This window comes from Paenirhodobacter sp. CAU 1674 (genome assembly GCF_029222945.1).
Classification (GTDB): domain Bacteria; phylum Pseudomonadota; class Alphaproteobacteria; order Rhodobacterales; family Rhodobacteraceae; genus Rhodobacter.
The window spans coordinates 115,696-131,690 of the sequence record NZ_JARHUH010000001.1 but is presented as its reverse complement, the minus strand read 5'-3'; the positions used below and the strand labels follow the sequence as shown (position 1 = coordinate 131,690).

16 protein-coding genes are annotated in these 15,995 nt (G+C 65.4%); 11 read left to right on the top strand and 5 right to left on the bottom strand.

Going from position 1 to position 15,995, the window contains the following annotated elements; genetic code table 11:
* Positions 1–148: 148 nt before the first annotated feature.
* The 3 genes from P2G62_RS00625 to der are packed head-to-tail and all read left to right on the top strand — an operon-like array spanning position 149 to position 3,716.
* Positions 149–793: a hypothetical protein gene (locus P2G62_RS00625; protein ID WP_275732911.1), complete on the top strand. Its 645-nt coding sequence runs from the start codon at positions 149–151 to the stop codon at positions 791–793.
* A 48-nt stretch (positions 794–841) separates the two neighbouring features.
* Positions 842–2,167, top strand: a complete 1,326-nt coding sequence (locus tag P2G62_RS00620; protein WP_275732910.1) for a PQQ-like beta-propeller repeat protein — start codon at positions 842–844, stop codon at positions 2,165–2,167.
* Positions 2,168–2,216: 49 nt separating this feature from the next.
* A complete protein-coding gene (gene der / locus P2G62_RS00615; RefSeq protein ID WP_275732909.1) occupies positions 2,217–3,716 on the top strand; it encodes a ribosome biogenesis GTPase Der in 1,500 nt (499 codons plus the stop codon).
* A gap of 130 nt (positions 3,717–3,846) precedes the next feature.
* On the opposite strand, the gene P2G62_RS00610 is transcribed toward der, so the two are convergent.
* Positions 3,847–4,053: a hypothetical protein gene (locus P2G62_RS00610; protein WP_275732908.1), complete on the bottom strand. Its 207-nt coding sequence runs from the start codon at positions 4,051–4,053 to the stop codon at positions 3,847–3,849.
* Between the two features lie 136 nt (positions 4,054–4,189).
* Complete coding sequence (serS, locus tag P2G62_RS00605; RefSeq protein ID WP_275732907.1) at positions 4,190–5,479, bottom strand: serine--tRNA ligase; 1,290 nt, start codon at positions 5,477–5,479, stop codon at positions 4,190–4,192.
* Between the two features lie 213 nt (positions 5,480–5,692).
* Here serS and P2G62_RS00600 point away from each other — a divergent pair, with 213 nt between their 5' ends.
* Both P2G62_RS00600 and P2G62_RS00595 read left to right on the top strand, forming a co-directional pair.
* Entirely contained in the window at positions 5,693–6,673 is a 981-nt protein-coding gene (locus P2G62_RS00600; protein WP_275732906.1) for an efflux RND transporter periplasmic adaptor subunit, read from the top strand.
* Positions 6,674–6,701: 28 nt separating this feature from the next.
* Positions 6,702–9,887 carry an efflux RND transporter permease subunit gene (locus P2G62_RS00595; protein WP_275733207.1) on the top strand — a complete coding sequence of 1,062 codons (3,186 nt, stop codon included), beginning with the start codon at positions 6,702–6,704 and terminating at the stop codon, positions 9,885–9,887.
* A 233-nt stretch (positions 9,888–10,120) separates the two neighbouring features.
* Here P2G62_RS00595 and P2G62_RS00590 read toward each other — a convergent pair whose 3' ends face one another.
* From P2G62_RS00590 to P2G62_RS00580, 3 genes are all read right to left on the bottom strand, one after another.
* Positions 10,121–11,167, bottom strand: coding sequence for a YeeE/YedE family protein (locus P2G62_RS00590; protein ID WP_275732905.1), 1,047 nt, complete (start codon positions 11,165–11,167; stop codon positions 10,121–10,123).
* A 21-nt stretch (positions 11,168–11,188) separates the two neighbouring features.
* Positions 11,189–11,470 carry a metalloregulator ArsR/SmtB family transcription factor gene (locus P2G62_RS00585; protein WP_275733206.1) on the bottom strand — a complete coding sequence of 94 codons (282 nt, stop codon included), beginning with the start codon at positions 11,468–11,470 and terminating at the stop codon, positions 11,189–11,191.
* Between the two features lie 249 nt (positions 11,471–11,719).
* Complete coding sequence (locus P2G62_RS00580) at positions 11,720–12,166, bottom strand: hypothetical protein (protein WP_275732904.1); 447 nt, start codon at positions 12,164–12,166, stop codon at positions 11,720–11,722.
* A gap of 108 nt (positions 12,167–12,274) precedes the next feature.
* On the opposite strand from P2G62_RS00580, the gene P2G62_RS00575 reads away from it, so the two are divergent.
* The 6 genes from P2G62_RS00575 (at position 12,275) to soxA (ending at position 15,951) form a co-directional block, all read left to right on the top strand.
* Entirely contained in the window at positions 12,275–13,024 is a 750-nt protein-coding gene (locus tag P2G62_RS00575; RefSeq protein WP_275733205.1) for a cytochrome c biogenesis protein CcdA, read from the top strand.
* Between the two features lie 14 nt (positions 13,025–13,038).
* Positions 13,039–13,596, top strand: coding sequence for a thioredoxin family protein (locus tag P2G62_RS00570; RefSeq protein WP_275732903.1), 558 nt, complete (start codon positions 13,039–13,041; stop codon positions 13,594–13,596).
* Between the two features lie 112 nt (positions 13,597–13,708).
* On the top strand, positions 13,709–14,179 hold the full coding sequence (gene soxX / locus P2G62_RS00565; protein ID WP_275732902.1) for a sulfur oxidation c-type cytochrome SoxX: 471 nt from the start codon (positions 13,709–13,711) through the stop codon (positions 14,177–14,179).
* A 29-nt stretch (positions 14,180–14,208) separates the two neighbouring features.
* A complete protein-coding gene (gene soxY / locus P2G62_RS00560; protein ID WP_275732901.1) occupies positions 14,209–14,628 on the top strand; it encodes a thiosulfate oxidation carrier protein SoxY in 420 nt (139 codons plus the stop codon).
* Between the two features lie 24 nt (positions 14,629–14,652).
* Complete coding sequence (gene soxZ, locus P2G62_RS00555) at positions 14,653–14,982, top strand: thiosulfate oxidation carrier complex protein SoxZ (protein WP_275732900.1); 330 nt, start codon at positions 14,653–14,655, stop codon at positions 14,980–14,982.
* Between the two features lie 126 nt (positions 14,983–15,108).
* Positions 15,109–15,951: a sulfur oxidation c-type cytochrome SoxA gene (gene soxA / locus P2G62_RS00550; protein ID WP_275733204.1), complete on the top strand. Its 843-nt coding sequence runs from the start codon at positions 15,109–15,111 to the stop codon at positions 15,949–15,951.
* Positions 15,952–15,995: the final 44 nt, after the last annotated feature.

The window sequence follows — 15,995 nt, the reverse complement described above, 5'->3', positions numbered from 1 at the left end:
ACGACCCGGTTCACCTTACGTTGGGGTCACTTTGCGCTCAAGGCAAATCGGCCTTGCGTTTCGCGTCGCTCTGCCGCAGGCCGGGCGTGCCCTTGGCAAGGGCTTGGCAATGCGTATAAGAAGGCTCCAGAGCGAAGGAGAACCGCCCGTGGACGAGACCGACAGCTTTATTGACGAGGTGACCGAAGAGGTCCGGCGCGACAAGATCTTCGCGGGTCTGCGCAAATACGGTTGGATCGGGGTTGTCGCGGCGCTGGCGATCGTTGGCGGCGCGGGGTTCAACGAATGGACCAAGGCCAAGGCACAGGCCGAATCCGAGGCCTTCGGCGATGCGATTCTGGCGGCGGTGCAGGCCGATACGCCGCGCACGGCCTTCGAGGCGATTTCCGCCGAGGGCGCGCGCGCCAGCGTGGTTGCGCTGATGGCTGCGGCCGAGGCCACCGCCGATGGCGATATGGAGGCGGCTTTGGCGTCTTATCGTCAGATCGCGGCCGACCCGGCGACGCCTGCCAGCCTGCGCGATCTGGCGCGGCTGAAGGCGGTGATCGTGACCGGCGCGGCAATGGAACCGGCCGAGCGCGAGGCCGAACTTGCCGCGCTGGCGCAGCCGGGTTCGCCTTATCGTCTGCTCGCCATCGAGGCGCAGGCCGACGCGGCGCTGGCCGCGGGCGATCCCGACCGGGCGATTGCGCTGGCCCGGCAGATCCTGAGCGATGCAGAGGCGACGGCGGGCTTGCAACAGCGCGCAACAGAGTTGATTGTGGCGCTCGGGGGCGATCCGGCCGCCAGTTAAACGGCGCGGACCGCGCCGGGGGCGCCGCATCTGCGGCTGTCAGGACGAATGCAGGGGGAAGAAGCGGTGAAGCTGATCCGGGGAATTGCCGTGCTGGGCATGGCGGTGGCACTGACGGCCTGCGAGAAGGAAGTGATCTTGCAGGGCGAGCGGATTGATCCGCGCGCGGTTCTGGCGGGAGAGGCGGCCCCCGAAACGGCCTTGTCCACTGCGCTGAGCCTGCCGGCCGCGCAAGCCAATGCCGAGTGGACCCACCGCGCGGGCAGCGCCAGCCATGCGCTGGTCAACCCCGCACTGGGTGCGGGCACCGAACGGATCTGGTCTGCCAGTATCGGCGCCAGCGCCGGGCGCAAGCACCGCATCACCGCCGACCCGATCGTCGCGGCCGGACGTATCTACACGATGGACAGCCGCGCCCTGGTCACCGCGACCGGGCTGAACGGCGCGACGCTGTGGCAGGCCGATCTGACGCCCGCCAGCGACAATGCCGATGACGCCTCGGGTGGGGGCATCGCCTTTGCCGAAGGCCGGGTGTTCGTGACCACCGGCTTTGGCGAGCTGGTCGCGCTGGATGCCGCCACCGGCAAGGTGGTCTGGCGGCAGGAATTCGATGCGGCGATCGGTGGCGCGCCCACGGTGGCCGATGATCTGGTCTATGTCGTCGCCCGCGATTCCTCGGCCTGGGCGGTCCGCAGCAGCGACGGCAAGGTGCAGTGGCAATTGCCCGGCACGCCCTCGGTCTCGGGGATGACGGGGGTTTCCGCGCCCGCGGTGAACAGCCGTCTGGTGGTGTTCCCCTTCCCCTCGGGAGAGATGGTCGCGGCGCTGAAAAAAGGCGGCATGAACCTGTGGCAAGGCAAGGTCGCGGGGGCCCGTCTGGGCCGGGCCTTTGCGACGGTGACCGACCTGACCGGCGATCCGGTGATCCTGGGCGATGTGGTTTATGCGGGCTCGTCTTCGGGCAAGACCGGCGCCTTCGACGTGAATACGGGCGAACGGATCTGGACCGCGACCGAAGGTGCGGTGTCGCCGGTGCAGGTGGCGGGCGGTGCGGTCTTCCTGGTATCGGACGAGGCACGTCTGGTGCGGCTGGATGCGGCCACCGGCGAAACCGTCTGGGCGCGCGATCTGCCCTATTTCGTCAAGGACAAGGTCAAGAAACAGGCCAAGGTGTTTGCGCATTACGGGCCGGTTCTGGCAGGCGGCAAGCTTTACCTCGCATCGACCGACGGTCTGCTGCGGGTGTTCGACCCGGTCTCGGGCGATCTGATCGGGCAGGCCGAAATCCCCGGCGGTGCGGCCACCAACCCGGTCGTGGCGGGTCGGGTGCTTTATGTCGTGGGCATGAACGGGCAGCTTCACGCTTTCCGTTGATCGAAAAGCAGTGTAAGGGGGGCGCTTCGATCTGCCCAAGGAGGGCATCATGAGCTTCACTCTGGCCATTGTCGGCCGCCCCAACGTGGGCAAATCCACCCTGTTCAACCGGCTCGTCGGCAAGCGTCTGGCGCTGGTCGACGACACCCCGGGCGTGACCCGCGACCTGCGCGAAGGCGATGCCCGGCTGGGGGATCTGCGCTTCATCGTGATCGATTCGGCGGGGCTGGAACTGGCCGAGGACGACAGCCTGCAGGGCCGGATGCGCCGCCTGACCGAACGCGCGGTGGAAGAGGCCGACATCTGCCTGTTCGTGATCGACGCGCGGGTGGGCGTGACCCCGGCCGATGAGATTTTCGCCGACATCCTGCGCCGCAAGAACGCCCATGTGATCCTGGCCGCGAACAAGGCCGAAGGCCACGCGGGCGATGCCGGCGCCACCGAGGGCTGGAGCCTCGGTCTGGGCGAGCCGCTGAAACTCTCGGCCGAACATGGCGAGGGGTTTGACGACCTTTACACCGCGCTGCTGCCGCTGGCCGATGAATTCGCTGCCAAGCACGCTGCCAACATGCCCGAAACCGATGTCGACATCGAGGAAGGCTCGGAAGACGAAGACACCTATCACGCGCCCAGCAAGGCCAAGCCGCTGCAACTGGCGGTGATCGGGCGCCCGAATGCGGGCAAATCGACGCTGATCAACAAGATCCTGGGCGAAGACCGGCTGCTGACCGGCCCCGAAGCGGGGATCACCCGCGACGCGATCTCGGTGCAGACCGATTTCATGGGCACGCCGATGCGGATCTGGGACACGGCGGGCATGCGCAAGCGCGCCAAGGTCAACGACAAGCTGGAAAAGCTGTCGGTGGCCGATGGGTTGCGCGCGGTGCGCTTTGCCGAGGTGGTCGTGGTGCTGCTGGATGTGGCGATCCCCTTCGAGCAGCAGGATCTGCGGATCGCCGATTTCGCCGAAACCGAGGGCCGGGCGGTCGTCGTGGCGGCGAACAAATGGGATCTGGAAGAAGACAAACCCGAGAAGCTGAAGGAACTGCGCGAGGCGTTCGAACGGCTGCTGCCGCAGCTGCGCGGGGCGCCGATGGTCACCGTCTCGGCCAAGACCGGCAAGGGGCTTGACCGGCTGCATAATGCGATCCTGAAGGCACATCAGGTCTGGAACCGCCGGATCTCGACCGCCAAGCTGAACACCTGGCTTGGCGCGATGACCGAGGCGCACCCGCCGCCCGCGCCCGGCGGACGCCGCATCAAGTTGCGCTACATGACGCAGGTCAAGACCCGGCCGCCGGGATTTGTGGTGATGGCGACGCATGTCGACAAGCTGCCCGAAAGCTATTCGCGCTATCTGGTCAACGGGTTGCGCGAGGCTTTCGACATGCCCGGCACGCCGATCCGGTTGACCTTCCGCGATCAGGGCGCGAAGAACCCCTACAAAGACCGCAAGAAGTCGATCCCCTCGCGGCTGAAAAAGCACGTCGATGCGAAGAAGCACGAAGATCGCAAATCGCGCGGGCTGGCGAGCAAACCCAAGGACTGAGCCTTTGGCGCGCGATCTTTGAGTATTTGTGCCAAGAAGAAATCACAAAACCCGCAGGGCTGGCGCGCTGCGGGTTTCTTCTTGGCTGAAATACTCCCGCCGGAGGCATGGCTGCCTCTGGCGCAAGGTTTCAGATGAAGCCCAAATGATCGAGCATCTTCTGTGCGACTTGCCGATCCTGCGGATCGCTGCTCAGGCTGGCGGAATTGATCTGGCCGACCAGTTTCGACAGTGCCTTCCGGGCGCGCAGTCCTTCGATGAAGTTCGGGATTTCGTCGGCGCCAAGATCAAGGATCTTGCGAGCCTGAAGATCAAGGTCACGGCGGTTCTGGTCCATGGCAGCCCCCAGTATGAGTCTGATCGTCCCCCCAGAAGGAAGTGTTAATGCGATATGACGATTCTGTCACGGCGGTTTCCTCCGGGTGCGTAAAGATTACGCACCCGGAGGGAATTTCTGTGCAAGTTCAGCAGGTTCAGACGAGCTTGCCATCCACCAGACGGGTCTTGCCGCCCAGATAGGGATGCAATGCGGCGGGCAGGGTGACCGAGCCGTCGGCCTCTTGCCCGTTTTCCAGCACCGCGATCAGGCAGCGCCCGACGGCCAGGCCAGAGCCGTTCAGCGTGGCCACGAATTCCGGTTTGCCGCCGTCGCGCGGCTTGAACCGGGCGTTCATCCGGCGCGCCTGGAACGGGCCGCAGGTCGAGACCGAGCTGATCTCGCGGTAGGTGTTCTGGCCGGGCAGCCAGACTTCGAGGTCATAGGTCTTCTGGCTGCCGAAGCCCATGTCGCCCGCGCACAGCACGATCCGGCGATAGGGCAGGTTCAGCCGTTCCAGAACCGCTTCGGCGCATTTCACCATCCGTTCGTGTTCGGCGATCGCCTCGGCGGGATGGCAGATCGTCACCATCTCGACCTTCTCGAACTGGTGCTGACGCAGCATGCCGGCCGTATCCTTGCCCGCCGACCCGGCTTCGGAGCGGAAGCAGTTGGTATGCGCGCACATGCGGATCGGCAGGGCGCTTTCCTCCAGCACGGCGCCCGCGACGAAATTGGTCAGCGTCACCTCGGCCGTGGGGATCAGCCACCAGCCATTGGTGGTTTCATAGCTGTCCTCGGCGAATTTCGGCAACTGGCCGGTGCCCAGCATCGCCTCGGGGCGGACCAGCACCGGGGTCAGGTTTTCGGTCAGCCCGTGTTCCTCGCCGTGCAGATCGAGCATGAACTGCGCCAGGGCGCGATGCACGCGCGCAACGCCGCCCTTGAGCACCACGAAACGCGCGCCCGAAAGTTTGGCGGCGGTTTCGAAATCCATACCGGCACCTACGGCGGGCAGCTGGTAATGTTCGAGCGGTTTGAAGTCATGGGCGCGCGGCGTGCCCCATTTGCGGACCTCGACGTTCTGGGTCTCGTCCACGCCATCGGGCACCTCGTCGAGCAGCGCGTTCGGGATCAGCATCAGCATGTCGCGCAGCTCGGTGTCCAGCCGGCCGGCCTCGGCCTGCATCGCGGCCACTTCGGCCTTCTTCTCGGCGACCAGCGCGCGCAGCCGTTCGAATTCGGCGTCATCGCCCGCGGCCTTGGCGGCGCCCACCTGTTTGGACGCGGCATTCTGGGCGGCCTGCGCGGTTTCAGCGGCCAGAATGGCGGCCCGGCGCGCCTCGTCCAGCGACAAGATCGCCTCCGACATCGGCGCGGCGCCCCGGCGGGCCAGGGCGGCATCGAATTGGGCGGGGGTCTCGCGAATGGCGCGGATATCGTGCATGGGCTCACCTCTTTGAGTTGCGCTTACGCCTTTAACGCGGAAATGTGCGGCATGAAAGCCCCGGCGGGCGCGCGGCTGATTCAGGTCAAGGCGCGGATGCTTGCGGGGCAGTTGTATATTGGTGTAAAGGGCACACATTCAAAAACCGGAATGCATACTCCGGTCGGAGTGGCCCGTCAGGGGATTTGCACCCGAAAGGGAAGGGAACGCGATATGAAATCCATCATCTTGCCGCTGGCGCTGCTGGCGCTGGTTCTGCCGCAGGGCGCCAAGGCCGAAGGCGGTTTTGTTGCCACACCGACCGAGGTGACGGATTGGAAGGCGGTCTACGGCCGTGTCGAGGCCAAGGATTCGATCCCGGCCCGCGCGCGTCTGGGGGGCACGCTGGTCGAGCTGAGCGCGACCGAGGGCGATCTGGTGCAGGCGGGCACCCCCCTTGGTACCATCGTCGACGAGAAGATCGCGTTCCAGCTGGGCGCGGTCGATGCGCAGCTGGAATCGCTGGGCGCGCAGTTGACCAATGCCCAGGCCGAACTGGCCCGGGGCGAGACCTTGCTGAGCCGCGGCGTCAGCACCGCACAGCAACTCGACAGCCTGCGCACCGCGGTCAACGTGATCGAGGGCCAGATCGCCGCACAGCAGGCGCAACGCAAGGTGATCGAGCAGCAGGCGACCGAAGGTGCGGTTCTGGCGCCGATCAGTGGCCGGGTGCTGAGCGTGCCGGTGGCCAAGGGCGCGGTGGTGATGGCGGGCGAGACCGTGGCCACGATCGGTGGCGGCGGGTTCTTCCTGCGCGTTTCCGTGCCAGAGCGTCACGCCCACACGATGGCCGAAGGCGATGCGATCACCATCGAGACCGCGACCGGCACCGCCGAAGGGCATCTGGCCAAGATCTATCCGCAGATCGAGAATGGCCGCGTGATCGCCGATGTCGAGGTCGCCGATCTGGACGCGAGCTATGTCGATGCGCGGGTGCTGGTGCGTCTGCCGATGGGCACGCGCGAGGCGATCCTGCTGCCCGCCGATCTGATCAAGACCCATTCCGGGCTGGACTTCGTCATGGTCGAGCAAGACGGTGCCATGCTGGAACGCGTGATCGTGCCGGGCACGCGCACGCAGGTGGACGGTGTCGAGATGGTCGAGATCGTGACCGGTCTGAGCGGCGGCGAGACGGTGGTGCGCGATGAGCAGTGATCTGAACGCCGGGCCGGAAGCCCCGGAAATTGCAGAAGAAAAACTGGGTATCGCCGGCAAGCTCACGCGGGCCTTCATCCGTTCGGCCTTGACGCCGCTGATGATCCTGGCGGCGATTGCCGTGGGTCTGGTGGCGCTGGTGTCGCTGCCGCGCGAGGAAGAGCCGCAGATCTCGGTGCCGATGGTGGACATCCACATCCAGGCCCCCGGTCTGAAGGCCGAAGACGCGATGAAGCTGGTGACCGAGCCGATGGAGACCATCGTCAAGGGCATCAACGAGGTCGAACATGTCTACAGCCAGACCTCGGACGATTACGCGCTGGTGATGGCGCGCTTCGTCGTCGGCACCTCTTCGGATGCGGCGATCCTGCGCGTGCATGAAAAGGTCAAGGCGAACATGGATCGCATCCCGGTGGGGATCGACGAGCCGATGATCGTGGCGCGCGGCATCGACGATGTGGCGATCGTCTCGCTCACCCTGTCGGCCGCGCCGGACAGCGGGCTGGGCGCCAATGACCTGACCCGGATCACCCGCGAGTTGCAGACCGAGGTCACCAAGATCGAGAATGTCGGCCTGACCTACATCATCGGCGAGGCGACCGAGGCGATCCGTATCGAGCCCGACCCCGAAAAGCTGGCGCTTTACGGCATCACGCTGCAATCGCTGAGCTACAAGGTGCAGCAGGCGAACCGGTCGTTCAGCACCGGCAAGCTGCGCGACAAGGGCGAACAGATCGACCTGGTGGCGGGGCAGACGCTGGTTGCCCCCGCCGAAATCGCGGGCCTTCTGCTGACCGCGCGCGATGGCCGCCCGGTCTATGTGGCCGATGTGGCGAAGGTGTCCTATGTCGGCGACACCTCGGATCAGATCGTGTCCAACGTCACCCGCGACGGCGATACGCTGCAGCGCACCCCGGCGGTCACGCTGGCGATTGCGAAACGCGCGGGGGCCAACGCGGTGGTCGTGGCCGAGCAGATCCTGCACCGGGTCGAAGAGCTGAAGGGCGAATTGATCCCGGCGGGCGTCGAGGTGCAGATCACCCGCGATTACGGCGAGACGGCGAACGAAAAGGCCAACGAACTGCTGTTCCACCTGGGGCTGGCGACGATCTCGATCATCGCGCTGGTGCTGTTTGCGATCGGCTGGCGCGAAAGCATCGTGGTGGCGATCGTGATTCCGGTCACCATCCTGCTGACGCTGTTTGCGGCCAATATCATGGGCTACACGCTCAACCGGGTGTCGCTGTTCGCGCTGATCTTCTCGATCGGGATTCTGGTCGATGACGCGATCGTGGTGATTGAAAACATCGCGCGACACTGGGGCATGAAGGGGCCGGGCGACCGCGTTCACAAGGCGATTGCCGCCGTGGCCGAGGTCGGCAACCCGACCATCGTCGCCACGCTGACGGTGGTGGCCGCGCTGTTGCCGATGCTGTTTGTCAGCGGGCTGATGGGGCCCTACATGTCGCCGATCCCGTCGAATGCCAGCGCCGCGATGATCTTTTCGTTCTTCGTGGCGGTCATCATCACGCCCTGGCTGATGGTCAAGATCGCGGGCAATGCGCCGCTGCATCACGACGACGGCCACCATGGCGGCAAGCTTGGCGCGCTTTATGAAAAGGTCGCGCGCCCGGTGCTGAAAACCAAGGGCACGGCCTGGATGTTCCTGGGCGCGACGATCGTGCTCAGCTTCGGGTCGCTCGGGCTGCTGTACACCAAGGATGTGACGGTCAAGCTGCTGCCCTTCGACAACAAGTCGGAACTGAGTGTGGTGATCGACCTGCCCGAAGGCGCCAGTGTCGAGGCGACCGACGCCGTGGCGCAGCAGATCGCCGCCGAGGTCACCAAACTGCCCGAGGTGATTTCGGTGCAGACCCATGCGGGGGCTGCGGCGCCCTTCAACTTCAACGGCTTGGTGCGGCACTATTACCTGCGCCAATACCCCTGGCAGGGCGATGTGCAGATCAACCTGACCAACAAGACCGAGCGCGACCGCACCAGCCACGATCTGGCGCTGGTGATCCGCGAGATGGTCGGCGCGCTGGATCTGCCCGCGGGCACCAGCGTGAAGACGGTCGAACCGCCGCCCGGCCCCCCGGTGATCGCGACGCTCTTGGCCGAGGTCTATGGCCCTGATGCCGAAACCCGGCGTGCGGCGGCTGCCAAGATCCGGCAGGCGTTTGAATCGGTGCCCTATATCGTCGATGTCGACGACAGTTTCGGCGTGCAGGCGCGCCGACTGCGGGCCACGGTGAATTCCGACGATCTGGAGTTCTTCGAGGTCTCGGAAGGCGATGTCTTCGATACGCTGGCGCTGCTCAACGGCTCCACCACGGTGGGCTACAGCCACCGCGGCAATGAACGCGCGCCGCTGCCGATCGTGATGGAACGCTCCAAATCCGCGCGGGTGATGGACGAGGCGACGCTCTCGACCCCGATCCCGGCCAACCTGCTGCCGGGCGCGCGCGGCGTGGTGGAACTGGGCGATGTGGTCTCGATTGCCGAGGAAAAGGCCAGCTTCCCGATCTTCCGTCACAACGGGCGCGAGGCCGAGATGGTCACCGCCGAACTGGCGGGGCAGTTCGAGGCGCCGCTTTACGGCATGATCGCGGTGTCCGATGCGCTGGAGTCGATCGACTGGGCCCCGGGCGAGAAACCCGAGGTCAGCCTGCATGGCCAGCCAGAGGATGAACAGAAGGTCACCCTGCTGTGGGATGGCGAATGGGAAGTGACCTGGGTCACCTTCCGTGACATGGGCGCGGCCTTCGGCGTGGCGCTCTTGGGGATCTATATTCTGGTGGTGGCGCAGTTCGGATCGTTCCGCCTGCCGCTGGTGATCCTGACGCCGATCCCGCTGACCTTCCTGGGCATCATGCTGGGGCACCTGATCTTCCACGCGCCGTTCTCGGCCACCTCGATGATCGGTTTCATCGCGCTGGCGGGGATCATCGTGCGCAACTCGATCCTGCTGGTCGATTTCATCCGCCATGCCGACCGCACCGGCAAATCGGATATCGACATCCTGATCGAGGCGGGCGCGATCCGCTTCAAGCCGATCCTGCTGACCGCGGTCGCGGCGATGATCGGCGCGGTGGTGATCCTGGCGGACCCGATTTTCCAGGGGCTGGCGATTTCGCTCTTGTTCGGGCTGCTCAGCTCGACCTTGCTGACGGTGCTGGTCATTCCGGCGATCTACCGGATCTTCAAAACCTGAGCCGGACAGAAAAACGAAACGAAAAGGGGGGCGCCTGGCGCCCCCTTTGCTTTAGCCTGCCGGAACCGGCTGTGGCCCGGACAGGTCGCTCCGCGGGGAGTATTTGGGCCAGGAGAAGCGCATAGGTCCAGACCCTGACGGGGCGGGGCGCATGGTCTTCTTCTTGGCATAAATACTCAAATCACCGCTTCGGCTCCGCGCGGCGTGCCGGACAGGGGCGCGGCGGGTGCGGCTCAATCCGGCTGGAAGCCGCGGATCAGTTGGCGCAGGCCCAGCAGCCCGCCCGCGGCGATCGCCGCCAGCGTGACCGGGGCCGAGAAGGCCATCACCGACATCGCGCTGACGCCCTGACCGACCGAACATCCCAGGGCGATCGTGCCGCCGATCCCCATCAGGGCGGCGCCGCTGATCTGCCGACCCAGTTCGCGCGGGTCCTCGCAGGCCTCCCAGCGGAACAGCCCGCGGATCATGGACCCCAGGAAGGCGCCCCCCAGAACACCGGCGACCAGACCCACCGAAAAGGTGATGCCGCCTGCGGTCGAGGTCATAAAATACAGGATCGTGCGGCCCAGCGGCGCGGTGAACGAGGGGGCCTCGACGCCGATCTCGCCAAAGCTTTCGCGGGCCACCAGCGTGGTGCCGATCAGACACCAGACCACGGCTGCCCCCGCCGCCACGCCCCAAAAGATCTTGCGGCGGTCGGCGCGCAGCGGCGCATAGGCCAGCGCCCAGATCAGGAGCGCCGCCGCCGCCGGCAGCGCGAAGACCAGCGGCGCCAGCCCGGTGCGTGCGCCCAGCCAATGCGCGATGCCCTGGGGTGCGCTGGCATCCACCTGCGGGAACAGCGCGATGCGTAGCGGCGCCAGCGGCCCGGACAGGGTGACGAAGGCGAAGATCCCCATCACCACCACCACCACGAGCGAGCGCAGATCACCCCCGCCGAACCGTGCCAGCGCGCCAAAGCCGCAATTGCCCGCCATCGCCATGCCATAGCCGAACATCAGCCCGCCCACGATCGAGGCCAGAGGGTTCCACTGGATCGACTGATAGAAGCTGGCGGTCAGATCGGCATAGCCCAGGGCCTCGGCCCCGAAGGCGCCGGTGATCGCCACGGCCAGCACCACACCCCACAGGCGCAGGCGTCGCTGATCTTCGCCATAGGCCGCCGATTCCAGCGCGCCCAGCGTGCAGAAATCGCCCAGCCGGGCGGCCAGCCCCAGCACGGCGCCCCCGATCAGCCCGACCAGCGCGGCGATTGCCCCCATCGGCAGAGTGTCCATGAATTCCCCCTTGGCCGGTCGTCAGGCGCCGCTGCAGAACATGTCGTAAACCAGCTCCACCACCCGGGCTGCGCGCGGGTCGCTGAGCGAATAATAGATGGCCTTGCCCTCGCGCCGATAGCTGACCAGCCCTTCCAGACGCAGCCGCGCCAGTTGCTGGCTGACGGCGGCCTGCCGCGATTCCAGCAGGTTTTCCAGCTCGGTCACCGATTTCTCGCCCGAGGTCAGATGGCACATGATCATCAGGCGGCCTTCATGGGCCAGTGCCTTGAGCAGATTGGCCGCATCCTGTGCGCGCCCCATCAGCTCTTCGGCATCCAGACGTGCGCAGCGTTCGCTGCGGTCCGCGGTGGCATCCGCCTCTGCGGTTTCCTGATACTGATCACGCCCGTCGGGTGCCATGGATCGCACCGACCCCCCTTGCTTCGCCTGAACGGCCCGCGACAGTGTGCCCCGGGCAGATCCGATTGATCCCCGCGCATAGCACGCTCGTTACCCAGAATCGAGTGGCAAGAGGCCAAATGCGCAGGTCTTGCGCGGCGTCAGATCGTGTTATTGCGGGGCAGGCAGGTCTGCACCCGCCTTGCGCAGGGCCATGCCCAGCAGGCCCCAGAAAAAATCCTGCCCCGGATAGCCTTCGATCCGGTCGACCTCGGCGCCATCCTGAATCAGGATGAAGGTCGGTGTGAAGACCGGCGCGCTGCGAAAGCTCAGCCCTTCGGGCAAGGGGGCGCGCAATTGCACCCGTTCCAGCGGTGCGAGCTGGCCTTCGGGGGTTTTCGGGTAGATTTCGGCCAGTTCTGCATCCCAACGCGCGCAATAGGCACAGCCGGGCTGTTCAACCATCACCAGGCGGAACGGCGCTGCGGTTTGTGGCTCGGCGGGGGTGACGGTGGCGCTATGCGCTGCTGCGGCGGCGGTCTGGGCCTGCGCGACAATGGCCGTTCCGGGCCCGAGAATCAGCCCAAGAACAAAAACCGCCGCAAATGCACTGCGCATGATTGACGCACCCCCCTGTTACATATGAATATCGTAATGTGTTTGCGGGAGGGGATCAAGGAATCGATCCCGAGGAACGATCCAGGGAGCCCGCGGGGAGGACACATGATCATGGACCCGACCTTCGGGGGCGCGCTGCTGGCGGGCCTTCTGTCATTCCTGACACCTTGCATCTTGCCGATGGTGCCGTTCTACCTGAGCTACATGGCCGGCATCTCGATGGCCGAGCTGCGCGGCACGGGGCAGGGGGCGGCGCAGATCGCGCCCGGTGCCCAGCGTCGTCTGGTGGTTTCGGCCGTGGCCTTTGCGCTTGGCGTGACCACGATCTTCATGCTGATGGGGATGGGCGCCACCGCACTGGGGCAGGCGTTCCGGGCCTGGATGGGGCCGCTGAGCTATGTCGCTGCCGCGATCCTGTTCCTGTTCGGGCTGCATTTCCTGGGCGTGATCCGCATTCCGTTCCTGTATCGCGAGGCGCGAATCGAAGCCAAGGCCGACCCGTCGACGATTTTCGGCGCCTATGTCACCGGGCTTGCCTTCGGCTTCGGCTGGACGCCCTGCGTGGGCCCCGCGCTGGCGGCGATCTTGATGGTGGCCTCGGGGATGGGGGATCTGACGCGCGGCACGATGTTGTTGTTCTTCTACGGCATCGGCATGACCGCGCCCTTCATTCTGGCGGCCTTCTTCGCGCGGCCGTTCCTGGCGCTGATGGCGCGCCACCGGGCCAAGCTTGCCTATGTCGAAAAGGCGATGGGGGTGATGCTGATCGTCTTTGCCATCCTGATCGCCACCAATACGCTCAGCTATATCGCGGATTTCCTGATCAAAACCATGCCCTCGATCACCAGCCTGGGCTGACAAAGGAGGATACCATGCGCCATTTTCTGACGACCGCCTTCACCCTTCTTGCCCTGGCCCTGCCGGCGGCTGCCGCCGAATTGGGCGACGACGGGCTGCACAAGGAACCCTGGATGCGCGACACCTTCCGCGACATGCGCGAGGATCTGGCCGAGGCCAACGCCGAAGGCAAGCGCCTGCTGGTGATCTGGGAACAGCGCGGCTGCATCTATTGCAAGAAGATGCATGAAGAGGTCTTCCCGGACCCCGAAATCAGCCAGCTGATTACCGACAACTACTTCGTGGTGCAGATGAACCTGTTCGGCGATGTCGAGGTCACCGACTTCGACGGCGACCAGCGCCCCGAGAAGGACATGGCGATGAAATGGGGCGTGATGTTCACGCCGACAATGATGTTCTTCCCCGAGGAGGTGGGCGCGGACATGACGGCCCCGAAGGCGGCTGTCGCACAAATGCCGGGGGCCTTCGGCAAGGGCACCACCAAGGCGCTGCTGACCTGGGTGAAAGATCATGGCTACAACTCTGGCGAGAATTTCCAGAAATTTCTTGCGAGCCAGATGGCTACGCAATGAAACTGCGCGTGCTGCACTGCAGCACACATATGCAGATGTGTGAATTTTACTGTTGCGCCACAGTGTCGCAGTCGTCTAAACAGGAATCGGGAGAAGAAATGGGAGGTCTTCGATGAAACGCCACGTCGTGCTGGCAGCACTCGCCGCCACACTCGCAGCCGGTTCTGCAATCGCTGAAACCGCACCCACGGATGTCATGTTCGAAGAGGGCGCGGTGGCGCAATCGCTGACCGGGGCCCCGGGCAGCCCCGAAGCGGGTGCCGAGGTCGCATCGACCCGGGCTTTGGGCAATTGCGTGGCGTGCCACGTTGTGTCGGCCCTCAGCGCGGATTTCCAGGGCAATATCGGCCCCGAGCTGAACGGTGCCGCCGACCGCTGGTCGGAAGCGCAGCTGCGCGGGATCGTGATCGACGCCAAACACACCTTCCCGGAGTCGGTGATGCCGGGGATGTATAAAACCGGGCCGTTCATCCGCCCGGGTGACGCCTACACGGGCAAGGCCGCGCCTGCCGATCTGCCGCCGATCCTGACGGCGGCGCAGGTCGAGGATGTGGTCGCCTTCCTGCTGACGCTCAAAGAGTGATCGGCGCGAGAACTCAAGAGGAGAAACTGATGAAACTTTCCAGACGTGATGCGCTGGGTCTGGCCTTGGGCGGCGTTGCCGCTTCGCTGCTGCCGGCCCGTGCGATGGCCGATGCCGCCGCCGACGCGATTGCTGCCTTCACCGGCGGCGCCGCCCCTGGCGAGGGTGGGCTGACCCTGACCGCCCCCGAGATCGCCGAAAACGGCAACACCGTTCCGGTGTCCGTCGACGCGCCCGGCGCGGTGTCGATCATGCTGCTGGCCTCGGGTAACCCGACGCCGCAGGTCGCGACCTTCAACTTCGGCCCGGCGGCCGGTTCGCAGATGGCCTCGACCCGCATCCGTCTGTCGAAAACGCAGGACGTTGTCGCCATCGCGAAAATGGCCGACGGCAGCTTCGTGCAGGCCAGCTCGACCGTGAAGGTCACCATCGGCGGCTGCGGCGGCTGATTTCGGAATTCGTGGAGAAAACACATGGCAGATAACGTCAAACCGCGCGTCAAGGTGCCCTCGAAGGCGAAAGCCGGCGAAGTGGTGGCGATCAAGACGCTGATCTCGCACCCGATGGAATCGGGGCAGCGCAAGGACAAGGACGGCAACCTGATCCCGCGCTCGATCATCAATCGCTTCACCTGCGAATTCAACGGCGCCCTCGTGATCGACGTCACGCTGGAGCCGGCGATCTCGACCAACCCCTATATCGAGTTCGACGCCAAGGTCGACGCCTCGGGTGACTTCAAGTTCACCTGGTACGACGACGACGGCTCGGTCTACGAGGACAAGAAGTCGATCGAAGTGGCCTGAGGCCTCTGGCCCGGACTGCGGGCGCGTGAGGGAGCGCGCCGGACCAAGGAAAGCCACGCGCCCGGAGATCGGGCGCGGGCGACACCCAGGGAGGATCAAGGAATGACGCTGCGCACCCGCGCCACCATGTTTGCCGCCGCCGCTGCCGCCGCTCTGGCCTGCGGTTTTGGCCCCGCCATGGCCGACCCGGCCGAGGCCGAGCTGGTCGTGAACGAAGAGCTGACCATCACCACCACGGCCCCCGCCGCGCCGCATCTGGAAGGTCATCTGGACACCGTCTATTCGGGCTGGCTGTTCCGCGAGGATGAAACCCGCAAGATGCAGATGGACGACTTCGACAACCCGATGTTCGTCTATGCCGAACGTGGCCAGGAAGCCTGGGATACGGTCGAAGGCACCGAAGGCAAGTCCTGCGCCAACTGCCACGGCGATCTGGCCGAAGGCATGAAGGGTGTGCGCGCCGTGATGCCCAAGATCAATGCTGCGGGCGCTCTGTGGTCGATGGAAGATTACATCAACGACTGCCGCACCAACCGGATGGGCGCCGAGGCCTGGAAATGGAACTCGGACGACATGAAATCCATGACCACCGCCGTGTCGCTGCAATCGCGCGGGATGCCGGTTGCCGTGGCCATCGACGGGCCGGCCGCCGAGTTCTGGGAACGCGGCAAGGAAATGTATTACACCCGTTACGGCCAGCTGGAACTCAGCTGCGCCAACTGCCACGAGCAGAACTACGGCAACTTCATCCGCGCCGATCACCTGAGCCAGGGCCAGATCAACGGCTTCCCGCTCTATCGTCTGAAGGATGCGGCCGCCGTGTCGATCCACCAGCGCTTCGTCGGGTGCATCCGCGATACCCGCGCCGAAACCTTCGCCGCCGGCAGCCAGGAGTTCCGCGAGCTGGAGCTGTATGTCGCTTCGCGCGGCCTGGGTCTGGACATCGAAGGCGCTGGCGTTCGCCCCTGACACCAGACGCGGGGCAGGGCTGTGCCTTGTCCCGCGTTTTTCTA

What these genes read in the sequence shown, in the direction of transcription:
- P2G62_RS00620 (WP_275732910.1), top strand. Translation starts at nt 842, where the DNA reads ATGCAGGGGGAAGAAGCGGTGAAGCTGATCCGGGGAATTGCCGTGCTG.
- der (WP_275732909.1), top strand. Translation starts at nt 2,217, where the DNA reads ATGAGCTTCACTCTGGCCATTGTCGGCCGCCCCAACGTGGGCAAATCC.
- P2G62_RS00610 (WP_275732908.1), bottom strand. Translation starts at nt 4,053, where the DNA reads ATGGACCAGAACCGCCGTGACCTTGATCTTCAGGCTCGCAAGATCCTT.
- serS (WP_275732907.1), bottom strand. Translation starts at nt 5,479, where the DNA reads ATGCACGATATCCGCGCCATTCGCGAGACCCCCGCCCAATTCGATGCC.
- P2G62_RS00600 (WP_275732906.1), top strand. Translation starts at nt 5,693, where the DNA reads ATGAAATCCATCATCTTGCCGCTGGCGCTGCTGGCGCTGGTTCTGCCG.
- P2G62_RS00590 (WP_275732905.1), bottom strand. Translation starts at nt 11,167, where the DNA reads ATGGACACTCTGCCGATGGGGGCAATCGCCGCGCTGGTCGGGCTGATC.
- P2G62_RS00585 (WP_275733206.1), bottom strand. Translation starts at nt 11,470, where the DNA reads ATGGGGCGCGCACAGGATGCGGCCAATCTGCTCAAGGCACTGGCCCAT.
- P2G62_RS00580 (WP_275732904.1), bottom strand. Translation starts at nt 12,166, where the DNA reads ATGCGCAGTGCATTTGCGGCGGTTTTTGTTCTTGGGCTGATTCTCGGG.
- P2G62_RS00570 (WP_275732903.1), top strand. Translation starts at nt 13,039, where the DNA reads ATGCGCCATTTTCTGACGACCGCCTTCACCCTTCTTGCCCTGGCCCTG.
- soxX (WP_275732902.1), top strand. Translation starts at nt 13,709, where the DNA reads ATGAAACGCCACGTCGTGCTGGCAGCACTCGCCGCCACACTCGCAGCC.
- soxY (WP_275732901.1), top strand. Translation starts at nt 14,209, where the DNA reads ATGAAACTTTCCAGACGTGATGCGCTGGGTCTGGCCTTGGGCGGCGTT.
- soxZ (WP_275732900.1), top strand. Translation starts at nt 14,653, where the DNA reads ATGGCAGATAACGTCAAACCGCGCGTCAAGGTGCCCTCGAAGGCGAAA.
- soxA (WP_275733204.1), top strand. Translation starts at nt 15,109, where the DNA reads ATGTTTGCCGCCGCCGCTGCCGCCGCTCTGGCCTGCGGTTTTGGCCCC.